The sequence below is a fragment of the Collinsella aerofaciens genome (assembly GCF_028206795.1).
In the GTDB taxonomy this organism is placed as follows: Bacteria; Actinomycetota; Coriobacteriia; order Coriobacteriales; family Coriobacteriaceae; genus Collinsella; species Collinsella aerofaciens_AX.
The window spans coordinates 31661-50294 of record NZ_JAQLFJ010000003.1 but is presented as its reverse complement, the minus strand read 5'-3'; the positions used below and the strand labels follow the sequence as shown (position 1 = coordinate 50294).

Below are 18634 nucleotides of genomic sequence, written 5' to 3'. Positions count from 1 at the left end.
TGTGGCCGCTGGGGCCGTGTGGCGCGTTGCCGCTAACTCTTCGGCCGCGGCGCGCCTCGGGTGTCCGATTCGATCATGGGCATCACGCTCCCTGTGCGGCAAGCGCCGCGGTCAGGACGATACCGGCGATCTTGGCGGCCTGGACGTCATGCTTGTCGAAATCCTCCAAGGCCACCGAGATGGCGACCGTGGGTGAATCGTAAGGTGCAAAGCCAACGAACATCGAGTTGACGTTGGTGCCGCCGGTCTCGGCCGAGCCGGTTTTGCCGGCGACCTTGACGCCGGGGATCTGGGCATCGGTGCCGGTGCCGGACTGGACGACGGCAAGCATGGCCTGCTTGACCTGGTCGGCCGTGGCGGAGCTGACGGCCTGCCCCAGCGAGCGGGACTGCGTGGTCTTGACCACAGTTCCGTCCGGGGCAAGTACCTGGGCTACAAAGTACGGGTCCATGACCACGCCACTGTTAGCGATGGCGGCGGCAATCACGGCGTTTTGCATGACGGTGGTCTGCGGGCCGGGCGTATGGTCCATGCCGACAGGCTGGCCGGCGCCGGCCCAGGCGGTCTCCCATTCGGTCATGAGCGACGGGTCGGCCATGATGGAGGCCGCGGAGGTCAGGTCCTGGCCGAGCTTTTGGCCGTAGCCGAAGGCGTTGGCAAACTGCACGAGCGTGTTTGCGCCAACTTCGTTTGCCACCTGGCCAAAGACGACGTTGGAGGACACGGCAAAGGCCTGCTGCAGGCTGATGGTACCGTAGCTCTCGTTGGCAGAGTTGGTGACCGGTGCGTTGCCGATGTCCATGGAGCCGGGTGCCTGGTAGGTGCTGGTAAGGCTGGCGGTACCGGTCTCGAGTGCCGCGGAAAGCGTAACGACCTTAAACGTGGAGCCCGGCGTGTACAGCGCGTCCATAGCGCGATTGTACATGGAGCCGTCCTCGCCGCCGCCCGCCTGCAGCAGGGCGTCGATGTTGGTGTTGTCGTAGGTGGGCGAGCTGGCACATGCGAGCACCGCGCCGGTACGCGGGTCGATGACCACTACAGCACCCTTAAAGCCCTTGAGCGCCTGCTCGGCCGCCGTCTGGATACGCGAGTCGATGGTGAGCTTGGCGGTGTTGCCCGGCTGGGTCTGGCCCGCGAGCGACGCGATGGCGTTGTTCCAGCTGGAGTAATCCTTGGAGCCGGTGAGCGTGTCGTTCATGACGCTCTCGATGGCAGTGGTGCCATACTGCTGGCTCACGTAGCCAACCACGTGCGCTGCCAGGTTGCCGTTGGGGTAGGAGCGTACGTAGGTGCCGTCCTCCTGCTGCAGCGACTCGGCCAGCGTCACGCCGTCGGACGTGATGATGGAGCCGCGCTGGATGTACTTGGAGCGGGCGATGGTGTGGTTGTTGGTCGGCATATCCTGATAGTCCTTGGCCTTGATGACCTGGACATAGGTGAGGTTGCCGATAAGGATGGCGAACAGCGCCGTAAAGGCGAGCACCGCACGGGTTAGACGGTTGGCGAGTGCGACGCGGCCGAGCACGCCGGATTCAGGCGTGTCGAGCAGGCGACGGCGCATGCGCGAGCCGACGGAATGGCTGCCGCTGCCGTAGGAAGACGCGGCGGCAAAGCGCGTGCCCGACGGGGCGGCGGCAGATGCGACCTGATCATCGGTGATGGCGGCCATGGTGCCGGTGCCGGTAAGCTCGGCCTCGCGTCCGGTCGCTTCGTCACCGGCGCGCAGCAGGAGCGCGACGATGATAAAGCTCGCCAGCAGCGAGGAGCCGCCCTGGCTCATAAAGGGCAGGGTGACGCCGGTCAGCGGGATCAGGCGGGTTACGCCGCCAACGATCAAAAAGGCCTGGAAGCTGATGGCGGCCGTAAGGCCTGTGGCGCTAAAGGCGGCGAGGTCGGATTTAGCGCGGGCAGCCGTGGTGAGGCCACGCACGGCAAAGAGCATAAACAGGATGAGCACGGCGCCGCCGCCCAAAAGGCCCATCTCCTCGCCGATGGCCGAGAAGATAAAGTCGGACTCGACGACAGGGATGTTGTTGGCCATGCCGTTGCCGATGCCAACGCCGACCAGACCGCCATCGGCAAGCGAGAAGAGCGACTGGACGATCTGGTAGCCCTGGCCCTGGGCGTCCTTAAACGGATCGACCCAAACCTGGAAACGCACCTGAACGTGCGATAGGAACTTGTAGGCGCCCACGGCTCCGACGGCTAAGAGCGCAAGGCCGATAACGACATACGAAAAGCGCCCCGTGGCAACGTAGAGCATCAGCAAGAAGATGGTGTAGAACAGCACGGCCGAACCAAGATCGCGTTCGAAGACGACGACGAGCAGGCACACACCCCACACGGCAAACAGCGGCAGCAGCAGTCGCAGGCGAGGGATCTTAAAGCCCAGGATCTTGCGGTTGGAGATGGAGAGCAGCTCGCGGTTCTCGGCCAGGTACCCGGCCAGGAACAGCACGATAAAGACCTTGGCGAACTCGCCGGGCTGGATGGTAAAGCCCGCGATGCGAATCCAGAGCTTGGAGCCCGAGATCGTGGTGCCGATAAAGATGGGCAGCATCAGCAGGATGATGCCGATAATGCCAAAGGTGTACTTGTAGCGCATGACCACGTCGAGGTTTTTGACCAGTGCGAGCGTTCCCACCATCAGGGCCACCGAGACAAACAGGATGATGAGCTGTGAGATGGCGAGAGCGGGGGCGAGACGCGTCACGAACGTGATGCCGATGCCCGAAAGCACAAAGACAATGGGCAGGATGGCGGGGTCGGCACCGGGCGCCAAGATGCGCACGGCAATGTGGGCCGCGGCAAAGGCGGCAAAGAGGCCGATCGGTACGGCGAGCGTCTCAAAGGAGATGGCAGCGCCCGCGGTGAGGACGTACATCGCATACAGCAGGATGACGGGGAACGCCGAGGCGATGAGCAAGAGCAGCTCGGTGTTGCGGCGACTCATAAGCGGCACTCCCTTTCTAATTCTTATCGGAGGCTTCGGCCTCGGCGGACTGTTCGGCGGTTTTCTCGGAATCTGATTCGGAGGTCGATCCCTGATTGGTGTTGTCGCGAATCGTTTGCGCGTCGATCACCTGGCGGGTCTGCTCCTCGTCGATCTGGTGGCGGTACTTGGATATCGTGTCCTGCGCATCGTCGACACTTGTTTGCGGAATGCCCGCCTTGAGGCGGTTTTGCGTGTCTTCGGGCAGGTCGGACAGCTTAATGCTGGTTTCGCTTTCGAGCCAGTGGAGCTTGAGTCCGAGCGGCTTGCCGGGCAGGCCGCGCCAGACGGCGACATTGCCCTGGTAGGTACCCAGGTAGTACGAGCCGGTGACACCCGTGTAGGCCCAGATGCCAGCTGCCAGCACAAAGACGAGGGCCAGGATGGCGGCGATAGTAACGTTGCGGCGACGCACGCGTTGCGCCTCGCGCATGACGCCATCGTCAACCAGGTCAACGACTACTACGGTCACGTTGTCGTGGCCGCCGGCGGCAAGCGCCGCGTCCACTAGGTTGTCGACGCAGATTTGCGCGGTTGAGGACTGCGTGGCGATGTTCTCGATATCGCTATCGGGAATCATGCTCGAGAGGCCGTCGGAGCACAGGACCAGGCGGTCGCCTTCCTCGATATGCAGAGTGAAGTGGTCGGCATACATGGCGGGGTCCGAGCCCAGCGCGCGGGTGATGACCGAGCGGTTGGGGTGGACGCGAGCCTCGTCTGCCGTGATCTCGCCGGCGTCCACGAGCTCCTCCACGTAGGAGTGGTCGCGGGTCACGCGGATGAGCGTGCCCTCGTGGAGCAGATAGGCGCGAGAGTCACCCACGTGGGCGATGGCGAGCGTGTCGTTTTCGATATAGGCGCAGGTGGCTGTGCAGCCCATGCCGGGCTTACCCAGGCCGTTCATGGCCGCCTCGATTACGGCGGCGTTGGCTGCCTCGACGGCTGCGGCCAGGCGTGCTGCGTCGGCGGACTGCGGGGCCGTCTTGGCAATAGTCTCGACGGCGATGGAAGAGGCTACCTCGCCGGCGGCGTGACCGCCCATGCCGTCGCATACGCAAAAGAGCGGCGACTGCACCAGGTAGGAATCCTCATTGTGCGGGCGCACGCAGCCAACGTCGGAGCGGGCGCCCCACATGAGTTGTGTGGTGGTGCCGGCATCATAGGTCGAGTCAGTCTCGATGCGCTCCTCGGTCAGGGGCTCAAAGCTCATGGTCGAGCCGGGGTCTTTGAGCTTGGCCTCAACGGCGGCAACGTCGATCTCGGCGGTGTCACCGGGAGAGACGGTGTCGGTCTCGACGTTTGATTCGGAATCGCCGGTGTCCGGGGAGTCGGGCTCCTCGGACATGCGGGCGGCCGACTCGTCGTCTTGCGGGCTGACGTCTATAGGCTCGGGCGTCGCAAAGTGCGACGGCGCGGGCGTGCTTTGCGACTGGGCGGCGGGCTCGGCTACGGCATCGGACTCGCTTGCGGGCGCAGGCTGCGGGGTCTTGGGCGCGGGGCCGTCCTCGGGGGATGGCCCCGCCTCGGGCGCCGGCGTAGACGCGGGCGCAACCTCGGATGCCGGGGCTATGGGAAACGCCGGCGCGGCGGGCTCGGGTGCTGCAAACACCGCAGCGCTCTCGTTGATTGCCGCGGCGACGGGCTCTGCAAAGTGAGCCGGCGCCGGGATTGCTTCGGGCGCTGTGGGCTGTTCCGCAGCATGTGCGCCGATGGGCGCTGCTACGGTATCCTCTTCGTCCTCGTTATCGGCGAAATCCGAAATATCATGCGTTACATGCGAAAGAGGCAGGGAGAACACGGTGTCCTCGGGCTCCACGGGTGCGGAGCCCGCCGGAGCGGCGTGGGCCGGCGCAGCTGCGGCGGCAGCCGGTGCTTCGGTCATAGTTGCGGACTTGTTCTCCTCGTCGATCATCGACGGTTCACCTTCATGACCACATCGCCAATCTGGACTTCGTCGCCCTCGCGTAGCGTTGCGGGCTCAACAAGCTGGCGGCCGTTGACGAGCGTGCCGTTAAGCGAGTTGAGGTCCTCGATGATGAGCGCCGGGCCCTGCAGCGAAAAGCGCGCATGCGAGGCCGAGACGAACGGTTCGTTGATGCAGATGTCCGAAGATGGCGAGCGACCGACGATGACGGGGCCGAGCATGTCTACGTGGATGCCACGGATGCCGCGCGGACCCTTGTCCACATCGATCGTCCAGATAGCCGAGTCGCGGCGCTGTCCGCGCACAAGTCCCACGCCGGTCTTCATGACGGCGAACAGGAAGATATAGAGCAGGGCGACCAGGACGATGCGGCCTGCAAAAAGGACGATATCGATGTTCATAAGCGACTATCCCCTAAATTCAAAGGTACTCAGGCCAAACGTCAGCAGATCGCCGTTGCGCAGCGGGCAGCGCGTAATGCGGCGGTTGTTGACGAGCGTGCCGTTGGTGGAATTGAGGTCCTCAATCGACCAATCCGAGCCCGTAAAGGTGAGCTGGGCGTGGCGGCGCGACACGTTGGGGTCGCGCAGGGCAATGTCGGAAACTGAGCGCTCGCGACCGATGGTCACCTGTGCGGAGGTGATGCTATGGCTCTCGCCGCTCACGACGTCGACGAGCTGGGCGAGCGGGCGCTGCGGGGCGCGAGTGCTCGCCATGTTGGAGGCGATGCCGGCTGCGGCGCCTAGGCCCACGGCGGCACCGGTCGCGGCGGCTCCGCCCATGCCGGCAAGCGCGTCGCGCGAGACGGTCTGCGGCACCGGGATGGGTGCGGCGGCGGGGTCGGGGACGCTAGGCGCGAAGGGATCTGCCACGGCAAGCGGGTCGGGAGCGGCGGCGCGAGGCGTCGGCTGCTGCTGGGGCATGGCGGCGGGGCGCTGCTGCTGCGGGGCAGCAAACTGCTGCTGGCCGGCGCGCGGGGCGCTGGCGGCACGGCTTGCCGCGGAGTTGTTCTGGCCCAGGCCGTTTTGATAGGCGCGCTCTTCTTCGTACAGGCGGCCGAGCGTGGGGGCATCGACGTTCTCGGCAAAGACCGAGAACTTGCCGGCGCGCAGCTGCGGATCGATCATAAAGCGCACGAGGGGCTCTCCGACAAAGACATAGCGGCGCTTTTCGGCCTGCGCCTTCACAAACTCGCGGACCTCGCGTGAAAGCTCGGGGTAGAACGGGGCGAGCATGGGATCGTCGTCGGCGGCGATCAGGATGGTATAGAGTGCCGGCGCGGTGTTGACGCCGTTGATCACCAGAGTCTGATCCTCCATGTCGCGAGCGGCCTGCTTGGCAAGCTTCTTAAAGGAGAACGGGGCACGGGTGGCACCGAAGATGCCGGCCACGTGGTCCTCGAAGATGTTCAGGAAGTTCACGAAAGATCACTCTCCGTATAGGTTCTTTGGTATCCGAGCAAATATAGGCATATCCCAACGATTATAGAGGATAGGGTTCCCGCAACCGCCGCCTTGACGACGACCGCGCCCGCAAGGCTGGCAATTTCCATATGGTGTGCAAGACAGAGCGACGCCGCGGTGCCTATTCCGCAGCCGGCGATGGCAGCGATTGCAGCCAGGTTCGAGCCCTGCTCGGCACGCTTGGCATGGGCGTTGAGCAGCAGAGATGTCAGTGCAGCTGTCGCCGCGACGAGCACGACGGCAGCCCAGAAGAGCATGTCTCCCAGTGCCGCGGCAACATCGCCGAGCCCCAGTACGCCTCCGGCGGAAAGCGCAACCGTAGCCAGGCGGCCAAAAAGTGCGCCCATCCCCGTGGCGGCCGCGGCGCTTGCCGGGCCGAGCCAAAAGGCAGCGATGCCGGCGGCGACCCCGGCGGCAAGGAGGACGTCGCCCGTTAGACAGCCAAGTGCCACCGCGCAGGTGAGCGCGGCGCTCGCGGCGGCCTCGGTGCGGCCCCAGGCGATCCACCAACCGGACATGGCAGCGGCAAAGAGCACCGCGACGGGCAGCATCGACAGGATGCCCTGCGTCTGCATGGTGGCGTTGGCCATAAGTACCAAAAAGCCCACGGCCGAGATGGCCGAGCCAATCTGCGGGGCCAGGCCGGCGGCCGCCCCAATCGCGATGGCCGCGGCAATAAGTCCGGGAAGCGCCGCGACGCCAGCCGTCTGCATGATCAAAAAACTAAAGGCGCTACACGTTAGCGCCGAGATGGCGCGCATGGTGTAATCGCGCGCGTGGCTCCAGCGCGTGCCGGCCCAGCCGAGTGCGGGGTCGACCTCGATGGTGTCGTCCTCATAGGGTAACGATTCGATATCGTCTGCCGCGCGCTCGTCGTCCGACAGCTCGCCCACCATCTGCTCCAGGCTGCGACGGCCCTCGCGCACGCTACCCAAGCCGGCGAGCAGCTGGTCGCAAAATGCCTCGATGCTGTTGGGGCGGTCTTGCGGCATGGGGGAGAGGGCGCTCATGAGTGCAGCCTCGGCTCCCGGGGGAAAGTGCGGGATGAGCTCGCTGGGGTAGGTGGTACCGCCGATGATGCGGTCGAGCGAGTCGCCGGGCGTGGCGGCCATAAAGGGAGCGTTGCCGCACAGGCCCTCGTAGATCACACAGGCGAGGGCAAAGACATCGGCGCGCTCGTCGACTGTACCGGTCTCGATATCGAGCTGCTCGGGCGGCATGTAGCCGATGGTGCCGCCGCGCGAGCCGCCAAAGCCGCCGGCAGACGACAGCCGCGCCATGCCAAAGTCGGTGAGCTTTACATTGCCCGAGTGGTCGATGAGCACGTTGGCGGGCTTAATATCCAGATGGAGCACGCCGTTGCTATGGGCGAAGGTGAGCGCCTGGCCCAGCGCGTCGGCAATTGCCGCGGCCTCGTCAAAGGTGAGCGAATGGCCGTCCACGCGATGCAAAAACTCGGCTAGGGACATGCCGTCGACATACTCCATGACCAGGTAGGCATAGGCGGTGTCGTGCGTAAAGTCGATAACCTGCACGATATTGGGATGTTGAAGCATGGCGGCGGTGTGTGCCTCGCGCAGGACATCCATGATGTCGCTGGCGGGCATGCCGGCGCCGTTGATAAGGGGGATGCGCTTAATGGCGACGCGACGGCGCAGGTGCGTGTCGCGGCAAATCTCGATGGAGCCAAAACCGCCGGTCGCGAGCGTCTCGAGCGGCTGGAACCGCTTGAGCAGCTCGCGAGAGCTGGTGCCCTCCAAGGGAACGTCCGGCGAGAACCGGGCGGTATGTTGCGAGAAAAGCGGCATGGCCAACCCTCGTGCGTTTAAAGTTCGTTTGCGAGCGGCAGGCGCGGAGCCAAGCCGTTCGCGGTGGCATAGATGCTGCTAGTTTAGCACGCTCGGGCGCATGGTGAAGGTAGCGGGGCGAGGTGGCCTGCCTGACTCGGCCTTCGTCTCGACCCATCCGGAAAGCGCGCCCCAGTTTTCGTCCAAATTGCGGGATGCGTTTTCCGAATGGGGTAGGCTGCGGAAACTGCATCCCAGAATATTGGCCTAGAACGGGATGCAGTTTCCGGATCGATACTCAAAAGGAAAGCGCATCCCGCTTTGATGCGGGGACTGCGGACAAAAGCTGGACCGTGATCTGGCTCGGATTGGAGTTCGCCTGAATCGTTGATGCTGGCTGGTGCAGGCGCGGAGATAAATGAGCAGCCCGAGCGATATAATGACACGCTATGGAGGCCATATGCTCTTTTCCCGCCGTTCTGCTACATCTGCCTGTGCCGTTGCGCTTATCGTAATGGCGGTCACCCCTTATCACCGGTTTTCATCTTCAATCGGCCTGGCATCAGGTGCGATGACCTGGCTCGTTATCCTTGGTGCATGCCTCGCGGCGTTTGGTCATGGTGTTGCGCTCCGCAAGGGGAGAGAAATAAGACGGCCGAAGCATCTCGGTGCTATCGGTGTTTTCCTTGGTGTTATTGCTACGGTTCCCGAATGGGCCGACTTGGCCTTCTATGCTCGCGGAGATTCTATTCCATTCGTGTTTGCGCCTATCTGGCTGTTGCGCGGCGTTTCATGCGCCTCGTGCTTTACTGGGTCGTTGCTCCTCTCATATGTAATTTGGAATACGGCGGGCTCTCCTTTGATACGGGGGGCGGCGCGGGACGGCGAAAGGGGGACCCGCCGACCGCAGAGCGCACTTTTTGCAGAAACAGTAGTTGTCCTGTCTTGCCTGCTGTTTTGCTGTCGAGTTTCATGGAGAGTCGTTCCCGAGCCATGGGGGATGTCCCCTGTAATGGCCGCATCAATTGGCCTTATGCTTTTAATTCCTCTGGTCTATCTCATGTTGGCTGTGGCCCCGCTGCTTTGCTGTCCCCGCGCCTTTGGTCGGGGGCAGGGCGACGTGTTTGCCCGTTCTGTGCTCGTAGCAGTTCCCATTGGCCTTGTTCCGGCTGTCGAGGAGGCATACTTTGCAAGCGATGCCACGGTCATTGCATCACTGTCGACGGGGTCCGCTATTGCTGTTGCCGCCTTCGTATACACATTGCTAAGGGAGAAACGGGACAACAATTCGGATACCCCTCGCACGTCCGACCCATTCGATGCGGGGGTGTTTTCCCCTGCCCTGTCGCCTCGAGAAGAGCAGTTTGTTCGACTGCTGCTCAAAGGGAAAACGCCGGCGGAAATTGCCAGGGAGACGGGTACGAAGCCATCGACGGTGCGAACAACGCTTCACCGAGCATACGGGAAGGCGTCGGTTGCGGGTTCAGGCGAGCTCGTGGCGTTGTTTGCAGGTGAGGGTGATGCTGTAGGGCCTGAGCCGCTGCAGCGGCATGCTGACGATCTGCTGGTATCAGCTCGGACGCGCCGGCTGTTTCGATACCTGCTCACATCATTTTTCATCCTCCTTGCGGCGGGTCCCTTGGTAATGGCGGATAGCGATTGGAGTTCCGGCGTTACGCATGCAATCGCCTTTTCTCTTGCAAGCTATACATTGGGTCTCGGGCTGCTTCTGTCGCTGTGCAGCGCGGGTGGAAAACCAAAGCGCGGGGACGATCTGGATGGAGCGGATGGGGCGATCGGGCTCGGAAGCCCGTGTGTGTGGGCGATACTGTCTGCCGTGGAATGGTCTTTTGTCTATATCGCGGCATGGAGGTGCATACGCGATCCGTTGATGGCTGCGCCGGTCCTGTTTTGCGGCATAGCGTCTATGGCTTCGCTCGCCGTTAAGCTGTGCCCGTTTAAGGTTCATGCCCATACTCGGGCTATCGCGCCATTAGTTTCGATAGGTGTGGCCGCTTTAATCTATGCAACTACTAGGGGTCGAATCCATGGACTTGCGGTACTGACGGGGATGCTGCTCACATATATAGTGCTGCGAAGCTTTCCGCAGCGCAAAATGCTTGGGGTATGGATGCTTTGCTTTGGGGCGGCGGCTCCTTGCTGGGCTGTCTTGTTCAATATGGCGCAGGATCTGATGGTTTTCGAGCCGTTGTTCCTTGCGTCGCTGTTGGGGCATAGTTCGGCTGTCAATGTCGTCGTGGCAACGGTGGTCGTCTGCTGGTCTGTGCCCATGTTCGTCACGCACATCGCGCTCGCCCACTCGGTTGAGAACGAGAGGGCCGTCTTGGAGTACCGTGCGAATGGGTTCACCGAAACGGCTCGCGTGCGCCAGCTGGCTTTGCTTACATCGCGCTCCCTTTCCGATGTTCAGTCGCAAATTTTGCTGATGACGGCAGAGGGCGCAACGACAAAGACCATTGCGGAGGATGTCGGTTACGCTGCATCTACGGTGCAAGCACTGCGGTCTGCTTCTTACCGCCAGTTGAGGATCAAGAACAAAGCGGAGCTTATTTCATTGTTATCGCAGGTAGATAACGTGTAAACGCCTGAGTGGTCGACTCAATAGCGGGTGTTTACAGACATCTTTCTCCATTCATGCAAAGGTTGCCGTGCGTCGACGCATTGTTAACCGCTTTTGATTGGAGAAGGCCATGATTAAGCCAAGGAGCGCTATTGCTCGAATCGGAGTCGGCTTGGCGATTGTTGCGGGCTTGTCGATGGGTGCACCTGCCGCATCATTTGCTCAAGAGGAGTTTGACACTTCCCAGGTTTCTAGCATTTCGCAGAGCGCGGATGCCGGAATTGCCACATGCAAGAACAACAAGGATACAGATTTCGCTTTTCAATGTTCTGGCACGAGCGCAACTGGCTATCGCTCGAAGCACGACTCATCTTCAGTTTACATTTGGATTATGGGCTATTCGGGAAAGCCGTTACGTTTGTACGTGGACGGTGCCTATGACAATAGAGGAACGGGCAACATGAATTGCACGCAGGGCGTGTATCGCTCCAACCATGAGCGTGAATGGGAGATATACAACCTCGTCCGTGAGAATAAACGCAGCTATGCTCGTCTGACTGCATGGGCCGAGTCCGGATACGGCACGGTCTATGGAAAGTGGAGCCCCGATTGCTTTGGCCATTTTAACAAACTTCCCTCCTAGCCAATCCGCAGCTTCTTGTTGTGATTAGGGCCGGGCCGAGTGTTGCTGCTCGGCCCGGCCGAAGGGAGGGTGATGTCGCTTGAATAGAAATCTAATGCGGCACGAGTTGTCCAAGATATTTGGCAATCCTATATTTGCGTTGACCCTTATGGTTGCAACTGCAATTTCGATGGCGGCTGCCATTGAGGCATGGTGGACGCTCGAGACTGAGCGCAAGCAGCTGTTATCGCTTGGCTATGGCGTTGGTTTGCAAGTCCAGGCATACCTCGGCCAAACGCGTGAAAGTAGCTTTGGTAACTGGATCGTTGTGAGTGCAAATGCACCGCTATCGGCATCAGTGTTTTTCTATGCGCTGCCGTTGCTTGCCATGCTGGCCGGGTCGTGGTCATGCCTGTCCGAGCGTTTGAGCGGTTACGAGGCGCAGATCTGCACACGTGTTTCTAGAAATGCATACGTGAACGTGAAGATGCTGTCTGCTTTTCTCTCTGCGTTTGCGGTCACGGCTATTCCGCTACTCGTGAACTTCCTGATTGTCTCCATGCTGTTTCCCGCGTATCTCCCCCGGGTCGACGAATCGACTTACGTCGGGCTCTATCTGCATAGCTATTTTTCTGGCCTGTTTTATTCCCGGCCTCTGTTATACGTGTTGGTTTATACACTGTTCGATGCGGTGACGCTGGGGGTTCTATCCATGGCCGTGACCGGTCTGTCGGTTGTGTTTCGCAGCAGAATCAAGGCGATGGTCTTTCCATATCTGATTATGGTTGCATGGCATTTTGTTAACGACTGGATTTTTAGCGTCCTTTCGTGCGTCGGCTTTAACTGCAACATTCTTAACAGCATCAGGTCGGAATCACTAAATAACTGGCCCGATATTCGAGCAGGGTTTGCGGAAATCATTTTGCTGTTCGTCTTTTCTTTGATTTCCGCGAGATTCTTAAAAAGGCGTGAGGTGGTCTGATGCTGTTTAGGCTGGTCGCCGCGGACCTGAGGACCGTTTTGAAGAAGAACATCATTACTTTTATTGCGATTGCGGCAGTGACCGTTGCGAACTTGGTGTACGCCTACGGCTTGTCTTCTGTGTATGGGGTTCGGACGAATGCCTTGGGGTTTGCGGATAATCTCGCGCTCGTGTTTGCCGGATCCGCTCCGTTTGAGCCTAGGCCCGGGCTCATGTTTGTGCCTCCGTTAGGATGGCTATTTGTCATTCTGCTTATTCTCTATACAACACTCGATTATCCGACCGAATCGTTGCACGGGTTTGGTTTGCAAGCGCTTGTTCGATGCCGGTCAAGAACCCTTTGGTGGGTCTCGCGTTTTATCTTGGTGGCGGCGGTAACGGCATTTTCGCTGCTCGTGATGGTTTGCTCTGTTGTGATTTGGAGCTTGATGGTGAGCGCCTCGTTCAGCGCGGTCGTCCATGGCGAGTCGCTTCAGCTGGCTAATTTGGCGCCGTGGTTTCTCAAAGCTGGCGAGGCGGATGCGCTGCCGTTTTTCACAGGTCTCTTTTTTGCTTTCGAGGCGCTTGCGTTTGCGCAGGCAGTGATTGGCTTTGTACTTGGGCCGTCGGTCTCGTTTGTGGTTTTAATGAGCTACCTGATCTGTTCGGCATTTGCGCGGCATTGGGTGCTGTTAGGCAACGCCCTAATGCTGTTGCGCTGGGGCGGAATTGTCAAAGAGGGAATCGCGACGGGCTCGAGCGTCTTGTTTTCAATTGTGATTATGTCGTTATGCCTGTCGTTGGGTGGACTGTGGTTTCGAAGGGCCGACCTTATAGAAAAGGGGGACAAGATATGAGCGTGATCGTTAGGGGCGTATCGAAGCGCATGGGCAAAAACGATGTTCTGCGCAACGTGTCCATCGAGGTTGACCCTGGGACTGTGGTTGGGCTTCAGGGGATAAACGGTTCGGGTAAGACCATGCTTATGCGAGCGGTCTGCGGATTGATCAAGCCTACCGAAGGCGAAATCTCTATCGATGGCCAAAGGCTTGGGGCGGACATCTCGTTCCCGCCGAGTCTGGGGATGTTGATCGAGGCGCCTTCCTTTTTGGGATATCTGTCTGGCTACGACAATCTGGAGCTCATCGCTCAGATCAAGGGCGTTGCCACTCCCGAGGACATTCGCTCTGCCCTGCGGCTCGTGGGGCTCGATGCAGACGAAAAAAAGAAGTTCCGAGCATATTCGCTTGGGATGAAGCAACGTCTGGGGATAGCTGCGGCAATTATGGAAAAGCCGAAGCTACTTGTTCTCGATGAGCCAACAAATGCCCTCGACGAAGCGGGCGTTGAAATGCTCAAGCGCGTTGTGGCGATGGCGGCCTCAACGGGTCGCGAGGTTATTCTGTCCAGCCATGACGGAGAGGTGCTCGAGGAGCTGGCCGATCGGGTTTACTGCATGCGCGACGGTGCCGTTGTGAAAGCTCGGGAAAGGTCGTGAGCGCGATGAAGAAAACCCTGTGGACAAGAAGGGCGGTGCTTGCTCTTTTCGGCTGTGCTGCTACCGGCCTTGCGGGCATGAGGGTGAGCGTCGTTAACGGGAACCGGACGGTCATTCCTGAGAAATATTATGCGGAGGGCGAATGGCTCTCGATGGATGGGGCGTTTCTGGGTTCGAAGGATGTGGCGACTGACGGGTATTCGTTTTGCATAGACGGGGCAGAGCTGCTCACGCCGCGCGAGTATCTCAAGCGTGCGCATGATGATTATTCAAAATATGGCATCGTGGATACGAAAACGAAATTGAAGGACGCCGACATCACGTGTGTTATCGCCGTAAAGATGCGTGTCAGGAATAAAGACAATATCGAAGGCGGAATCAAAACGTATGTTTGGCATTTGGTGCCGGAGTCTGCGCCAAACTATGACTTTGTGGTCAATACCGATCTGATAACGCAGGCAATGCCGGCTCTGGGCGGTTCTGCTGCGTTTGCTGTACAGGTTGGGGCGGAGAACGAGTTGCTCGTCCCATTCATGATGCAAAACACCAACGACTATTTCGAAGGTTACGAGACCGTCCGTTTTGAGAAGGCTTTTCCTGGGACTTATACGATGAAGATGACCGATCTGCCAGAGAGAAGGCTCTTAAGGTTTGAAGTGAAGTAACTCGAAGGTCCTGTTGGGAGAGCCTCATCCTACGCTGAAGCGGGATGAGGCTCCCTTCGCAGTGGCGCTCGGCCTCACCGTTTCTTCTTGTTCCTCTTCTGCTTACGCTGCTTGGGAGCGTGCTTTTTGGGTTGGTCGCCCTGTTTGGCCTCGGCGGCAGCCTTCTCGGCCTTCATTTTCTTCTTCTTGGTCTCGATGCGGAGTTTTTTGTTGATGCGCGCCTTGAGGAAGGGACCAAACTGCTCGGCATCGCCGCGGACGAAGGTGTCCTTAGGGATCGTCACGCCCTGGTCGGCGAACATGGCCACAAAGATGCGCTCGCCGTCGAGTACGTGGTCGAGCTTCTCAAACGGGAAGAACTGCGACTTGCCGCTCTTGCCCCAAACCATCAGGCCGTCCTCGTTGGCGGCGACGCGGCGATAGCGGCCGCCCATGGACTCGTCGGCCTCGACGGCGTCGATAAAGTCGCGGGCGAGGGTGTGGTGCAGGTTCTTGCTCCACCAGGCCAAAAAGGCGCCGAATACGATCAGCACGACGCCAAACTTGATCCAGTTGCCGCCGGCCACCAACATGCCGATGCCGATGAGCGCGGCAATTGCCGCGGCGACATACAGCGAGCCGCGACGCCTGGGCGAGGCGACCAGGCGGGCGAAGTCGGTGACCAGGTCGTTTTCGTACTGGTACTCGTTGAGGTACAGGATACCGTCGTCGGCTGCGGCCTGCTTCTCGAGCGCGACCTCGACCTGGTCGGCTGCTTCGGAGGGAACGAGGTTGCTCTCTGCGTCTGCCATGCTCTTTGGACTCCTATCGCGGCGGGCTCGCCGTACGGGTTATTATGAATGCAGTATGCCGTGCGACCGCATGGCCGTCGCGGCAACAAGACTCAGTATACCCGGGGGAGCACCCATGGAATCGTTGTACCGAAAGTATCGCCCGCTCACCTTCGACTCCGTGGTGGGCCAGCAGCATATCGTCTCGACGCTCGAGCACGCCATCACCGAGGGACGCCTGTCCCACGCCTACCTGTTCTGCGGACCGCGCGGCACGGGCAAGACCACCATGGCGCGCATTCTGGCCAAGGCGCTGCTGTGCCGCAATGCCGAGGCGGCGCGCACCGAGGGTGCAAGCGGCTGCATGCCCGACGGTACTTGCGAGGAGTGCGAGCTCATTGCCGAGGGCAACCACCCGGATGTCTACGAGCTCGATGCCGCAAGCCGTACCGGCGTGGACAACGTGCGCGAGGAGATCATCAACTCCGTCAACTTTGCCCCGGTGCGCGGCAAGTACAAGATCTATATCATCGACGAGGTCCACATGCTCACGACGGCGGCGTTCAACGCGCTGCTCAAGACGCTTGAGGAGCCGCCGGCACACGTGATCTTTGTGCTGTGCACCACCGACCCGCAAAAGATTCTGGAGACCATCCTCTCGCGCTGCCAGCGTTTCGATTTCCATCGTATCGGCAACGAGGATATTGAGCATCGCCTGGCATACGTGTGCGAGCAGGAGGGCTTTGATTACGACGACGAGGCGCTGGCTATCGTGGCGCGCCATGCCAAGGGCGGCATGCGCGACGCGTTGTCCACGCTGGAGCAACTGAGCGTCTTTGGCAACGGTTCTGTGCATGCGGACGACGCCCGCTCGCTTTTGGGCGAGGTTTCGGACCAGATCCTGGGCGAGTTTGCCCGCGCCATCGCCGAGCGTGATGTCGCCGAGCTATATGGACTGATCCGTGCGCAGGTCGAGGAAGGAAACGACCTGCTGGAGCTGACGCGCGACCTGGTGGCGCACGTGCGCGACGTGTATGTTGCCTGCGTTGCCGGTGCCCGTGCCGAGTTGTTTGAGGGCGGTGCTGAGCAGGCCGAGGCGCTTGCTGCCGAGGCCGCTGCCTTTGGCGAGCATCCTGCCGACCGCCTGGCCCGTGTGCTGACGGTGCTCGACGATGCCGCACTGGAGATGAGGGGCGCGAGCGACGTGCGCCTGGTGCTCGAGATCGCCTGCACGCGCCTGGCACGTCCCGAGGCCGATTTAACGATTGAGGCATTGGCCGAGCGCGTGGCACGCCTGGAGGCCATGGTTGCCAACGGCGCCGTGCCGGCGAGCGTGGCTGCTGCTCAGGCCGCCGCGCCTGCAGCATCCGTACCCGCTGCTGCCCAACAGCCGACGCTAATTTCGGGCGCCCGTGCTGCCGCTCCGGCGGCATCCGCTGCCCCCGCTGCTACGTCCGCGCGCCAGGGCGGTATGCCTTGGGACCGTGGTGCTGCTGTTCCGGCTGCCCAGCCTGCGCCCCGTTCTGCGTCCGTGTCAGTTTCCAAGCCTGCAGCGCCTGCACCTCAGCCTGCGCCGGCTCCGACGTCTCAGCCCGTTGCGGCCCCCGCGCCTGTCACCGCTCCGGCATCTAAGTCCCAGTCCAACAATGCCGCCCAGGTTGCCGCCGCCGGTGCTGCCGAGACCCCCGCGGTCGAGGATGCCGGCGAGCTCCAGCGCAAATGGGCCGAGGTTGTCGAGCGTGTCAAGGCGCGTCAGGCTTCCTACGCAGGGCTTTTGCTCAACGCCCGCGCCACGGCCGACGACGGCTCCAAGCTCACCGTCTCGTTCCCTGCGGGCTCGACCTTTGCCATCAAGATGCTCGGCCGCGCTGACACGCAATCGGTGGTCCTGCCGACGGTCTGCGCAGTCTTCGGTCGTCGTACCGTCGACTATGTCTTGGATGGGGGTGGCACGCCGGCTCCTCAACATGAGGAGCATTCTCCATCTGCACGGGCTGCGGCATCTGCGGACCCGCAACCCGTGTCCTCGGCGGCCCCTGTATCCTCGAGCGCCAGCGCGCCGCAGCAGCAAACGGCGCCGGTAGCGGCATCGACCCCGTCGGCGCCTAAGCCCGCGGCGCCCAAACCGGCTGCTCCGACACCAGCGCCCAAGCCCGCCTCGCCCGCGCCCAAGTCGTCTGACCTGGGCAAAGCCCCCTGGCTACGCTCCGACAACCCTGCCGGCGCTCCTGCCACGGGTAAGCTCCCGACCGAGCCCGCACCCCGTGCGCCCGAGCGCTCGGCTGCCCCCAAGGCTCAGCCTGTCGCGCAGTCCGCGCCGTGGGAATCCGAGCAGGTGCCCTACGACGACGCCATGGTCGGCGGCTTTGCCGGCGATGCGAGCGGGGACGATTTTCCTCCGTTCGACGTGCCGGGTGCGACGCCCGCGCCCAAGTCCGCTGTAGCTGCCCCCAAAGAGGAGGACGCTCCTGCAGCTCCCTGGGAGTCCAACCCCGGCGCCGGCAGCCCCTTCGGCCACCAGGGCGCAGCCCCGAGCATCCCGCAGACCGAGGACGAGGCCAAAGACCTCATCCGCAGCGTCTTCGGCCAGGCCACCATCTTCAAGCCGGTGGAGTAGCTGTACGGGCGGGTATACTGCTCAAGAAGAGAACCCCTTGCCCGGGCGCATTTGTATTTCGGACATGTGTAGTGTGGTGCCGCGTATATCGCATTCGAGCAAACAGGTGCGCGACGGCCGGCCTAGGATGTTGAGGTCGATACGATACGTCGCATGGCTGTCTGTGTGCTCGACTTGCTCGGCGTCGACGGTTGCTCCGATTGTCGAATAGTCGCCTAGCTCGGCATCGACAATCTTGGAGTTATTAATCTCGACCTTGAACTCTTGGTAGAGGGACGGGCTGTTGTAGTAAACGGTTCGGGTTCCGTCGACGCACTCGTCGGTCGCCTCCCATTTGACAACGGGCTTATCCGAGCTGGCTACCAGCAGTTCTGCTCCAAAGGCTATAGCATGGGTGATGACAACCAGTAATGCCCAGCCGACAAAGAGATAGAGAACCACATATGCAACGGGGTGTTTTGAGCGGATGTTTTGGAGCGCGTCGGGGGCATTCATGGGGGCACCTCCAAGTTGCTGTCTGTGACAATCAAATTATACCCTGCCATCATGAGCGCCGCCTCGAGCAGCGGTTCGGCATTTTGTTATCTAGCTGGATGCATAAAATGTCGGATTCCGGCTCTACAAGATTTAGCTTTCAATATTATGCAGATGCGAATTATTCAACTTTGCATAATTTTTGGGTGCGGCTTGCACTCCAGGACATGTATATCGACTGAGGTAGCGTGACCGCCCCGCTCGCTGGCCGCGCGCCGTG

At 61.1% G+C, this 18634-nt stretch carries 14 protein-coding genes; 7 read left to right on the top strand and 7 right to left on the bottom strand.

What is annotated here, in order from left to right:
* Positions 1-82 precede the first annotated feature (82 nt).
* Genes PMX70_RS02560 through PMX70_RS02540 form a run of 5 tightly spaced genes read right to left on the bottom strand, consistent with a single transcriptional unit; the run spans position 83 to position 8187 of the window.
* On the bottom strand, positions 83-2953 hold the full coding sequence (locus tag PMX70_RS02560) for an FtsW/RodA/SpoVE family cell cycle protein (protein ID WP_271742790.1): 2871 nt from the start codon (positions 2951-2953) through the stop codon (positions 83-85).
* 16 nt (positions 2954-2969) lie between these two features.
* Positions 2970-4904 carry a Stp1/IreP family PP2C-type Ser/Thr phosphatase gene (locus tag PMX70_RS02555; protein ID WP_271742789.1) on the bottom strand — a complete coding sequence of 645 codons (1935 nt, stop codon included), beginning with the start codon at positions 4902-4904 and terminating at the stop codon, positions 2970-2972.
* On the bottom strand, positions 4901-5317 hold the full coding sequence (locus PMX70_RS02550) for an FHA domain-containing protein (protein WP_006235180.1): 417 nt from the start codon (positions 5315-5317) through the stop codon (positions 4901-4903). The genes PMX70_RS02555 and PMX70_RS02550 overlap by 4 nt, the downstream gene beginning before the upstream one ends.
* Positions 5318-5323: 6 nt before the next feature.
* Entirely contained in the window at positions 5324-6337 is a 1014-nt protein-coding gene (locus tag PMX70_RS02545) for an FhaA domain-containing protein (RefSeq protein WP_035136732.1), read from the bottom strand.
* Positions 6334-8187 carry a serine/threonine-protein kinase gene (locus tag PMX70_RS02540; RefSeq protein WP_271742788.1) on the bottom strand — a complete coding sequence of 618 codons (1854 nt, stop codon included), beginning with the start codon at positions 8185-8187 and terminating at the stop codon, positions 6334-6336. The genes PMX70_RS02545 and PMX70_RS02540 overlap by 4 nt, the downstream gene beginning before the upstream one ends.
* A 991-nt stretch (positions 8188-9178) precedes the next feature.
* On the opposite strand from PMX70_RS02540, the gene PMX70_RS02535 reads away from it, so the two are divergent.
* From PMX70_RS02535 to PMX70_RS02510, 6 genes are all read left to right on the top strand, one after another.
* A complete protein-coding gene (locus tag PMX70_RS02535; RefSeq protein ID WP_271742787.1) occupies positions 9179-10768 on the top strand; it encodes a helix-turn-helix transcriptional regulator in 1590 nt (529 codons plus the stop codon).
* Between the two features lie 109 nt (positions 10769-10877).
* Entirely contained in the window at positions 10878-11390 is a 513-nt protein-coding gene (locus PMX70_RS02530) for a hypothetical protein (protein WP_271742786.1), read from the top strand.
* Between the two features lie 94 nt (positions 11391-11484).
* A complete protein-coding gene (locus PMX70_RS02525; RefSeq protein ID WP_271742785.1) occupies positions 11485-12351 on the top strand; it encodes a hypothetical protein in 867 nt (288 codons plus the stop codon).
* A gap of 38 nt (positions 12352-12389) precedes the next feature.
* Positions 12390-13187: a DUF2705 family protein gene (locus tag PMX70_RS02520; protein ID WP_271742783.1), complete on the top strand. Its 798-nt coding sequence runs from the start codon at positions 12390-12392 to the stop codon at positions 13185-13187.
* Complete coding sequence (locus tag PMX70_RS02515; RefSeq protein WP_271742782.1) at positions 13184-13828, top strand: ABC transporter ATP-binding protein; 645 nt, start codon at positions 13184-13186, stop codon at positions 13826-13828. Before PMX70_RS02520 ends, PMX70_RS02515 begins: the two co-directional genes overlap by 4 nt.
* A 5-nt stretch (positions 13829-13833) precedes the next feature.
* Positions 13834-14493, top strand: coding sequence for a DUF5028 domain-containing protein (locus PMX70_RS02510; RefSeq protein ID WP_271742867.1), 660 nt, complete (start codon positions 13834-13836; stop codon positions 14491-14493).
* Positions 14494-14567: 74 nt separating this feature from the next.
* Here the strand turns inward: PMX70_RS02510 and PMX70_RS02505 are convergent, their stop codons facing one another.
* Entirely contained in the window at positions 14568-15284 is a 717-nt protein-coding gene (locus tag PMX70_RS02505; protein ID WP_271742781.1) for a hypothetical protein, read from the bottom strand.
* Between the two features lie 115 nt (positions 15285-15399).
* Here PMX70_RS02505 and dnaX point away from each other — a divergent pair, with 115 nt between their 5' ends.
* Positions 15400-17880, top strand: a complete 2481-nt coding sequence (gene dnaX, locus PMX70_RS02500; RefSeq protein ID WP_271742780.1) for a DNA polymerase III subunit gamma/tau — start codon at positions 15400-15402, stop codon at positions 17878-17880.
* A gap of 21 nt (positions 17881-17901) precedes the next feature.
* Here dnaX and PMX70_RS02495 read toward each other — a convergent pair whose 3' ends face one another.
* Positions 17902-18375: a hypothetical protein gene (locus tag PMX70_RS02495; RefSeq protein WP_271742779.1), complete on the bottom strand. Its 474-nt coding sequence runs from the start codon at positions 18373-18375 to the stop codon at positions 17902-17904.
* Positions 18376-18634 lie beyond the last annotated feature (259 nt).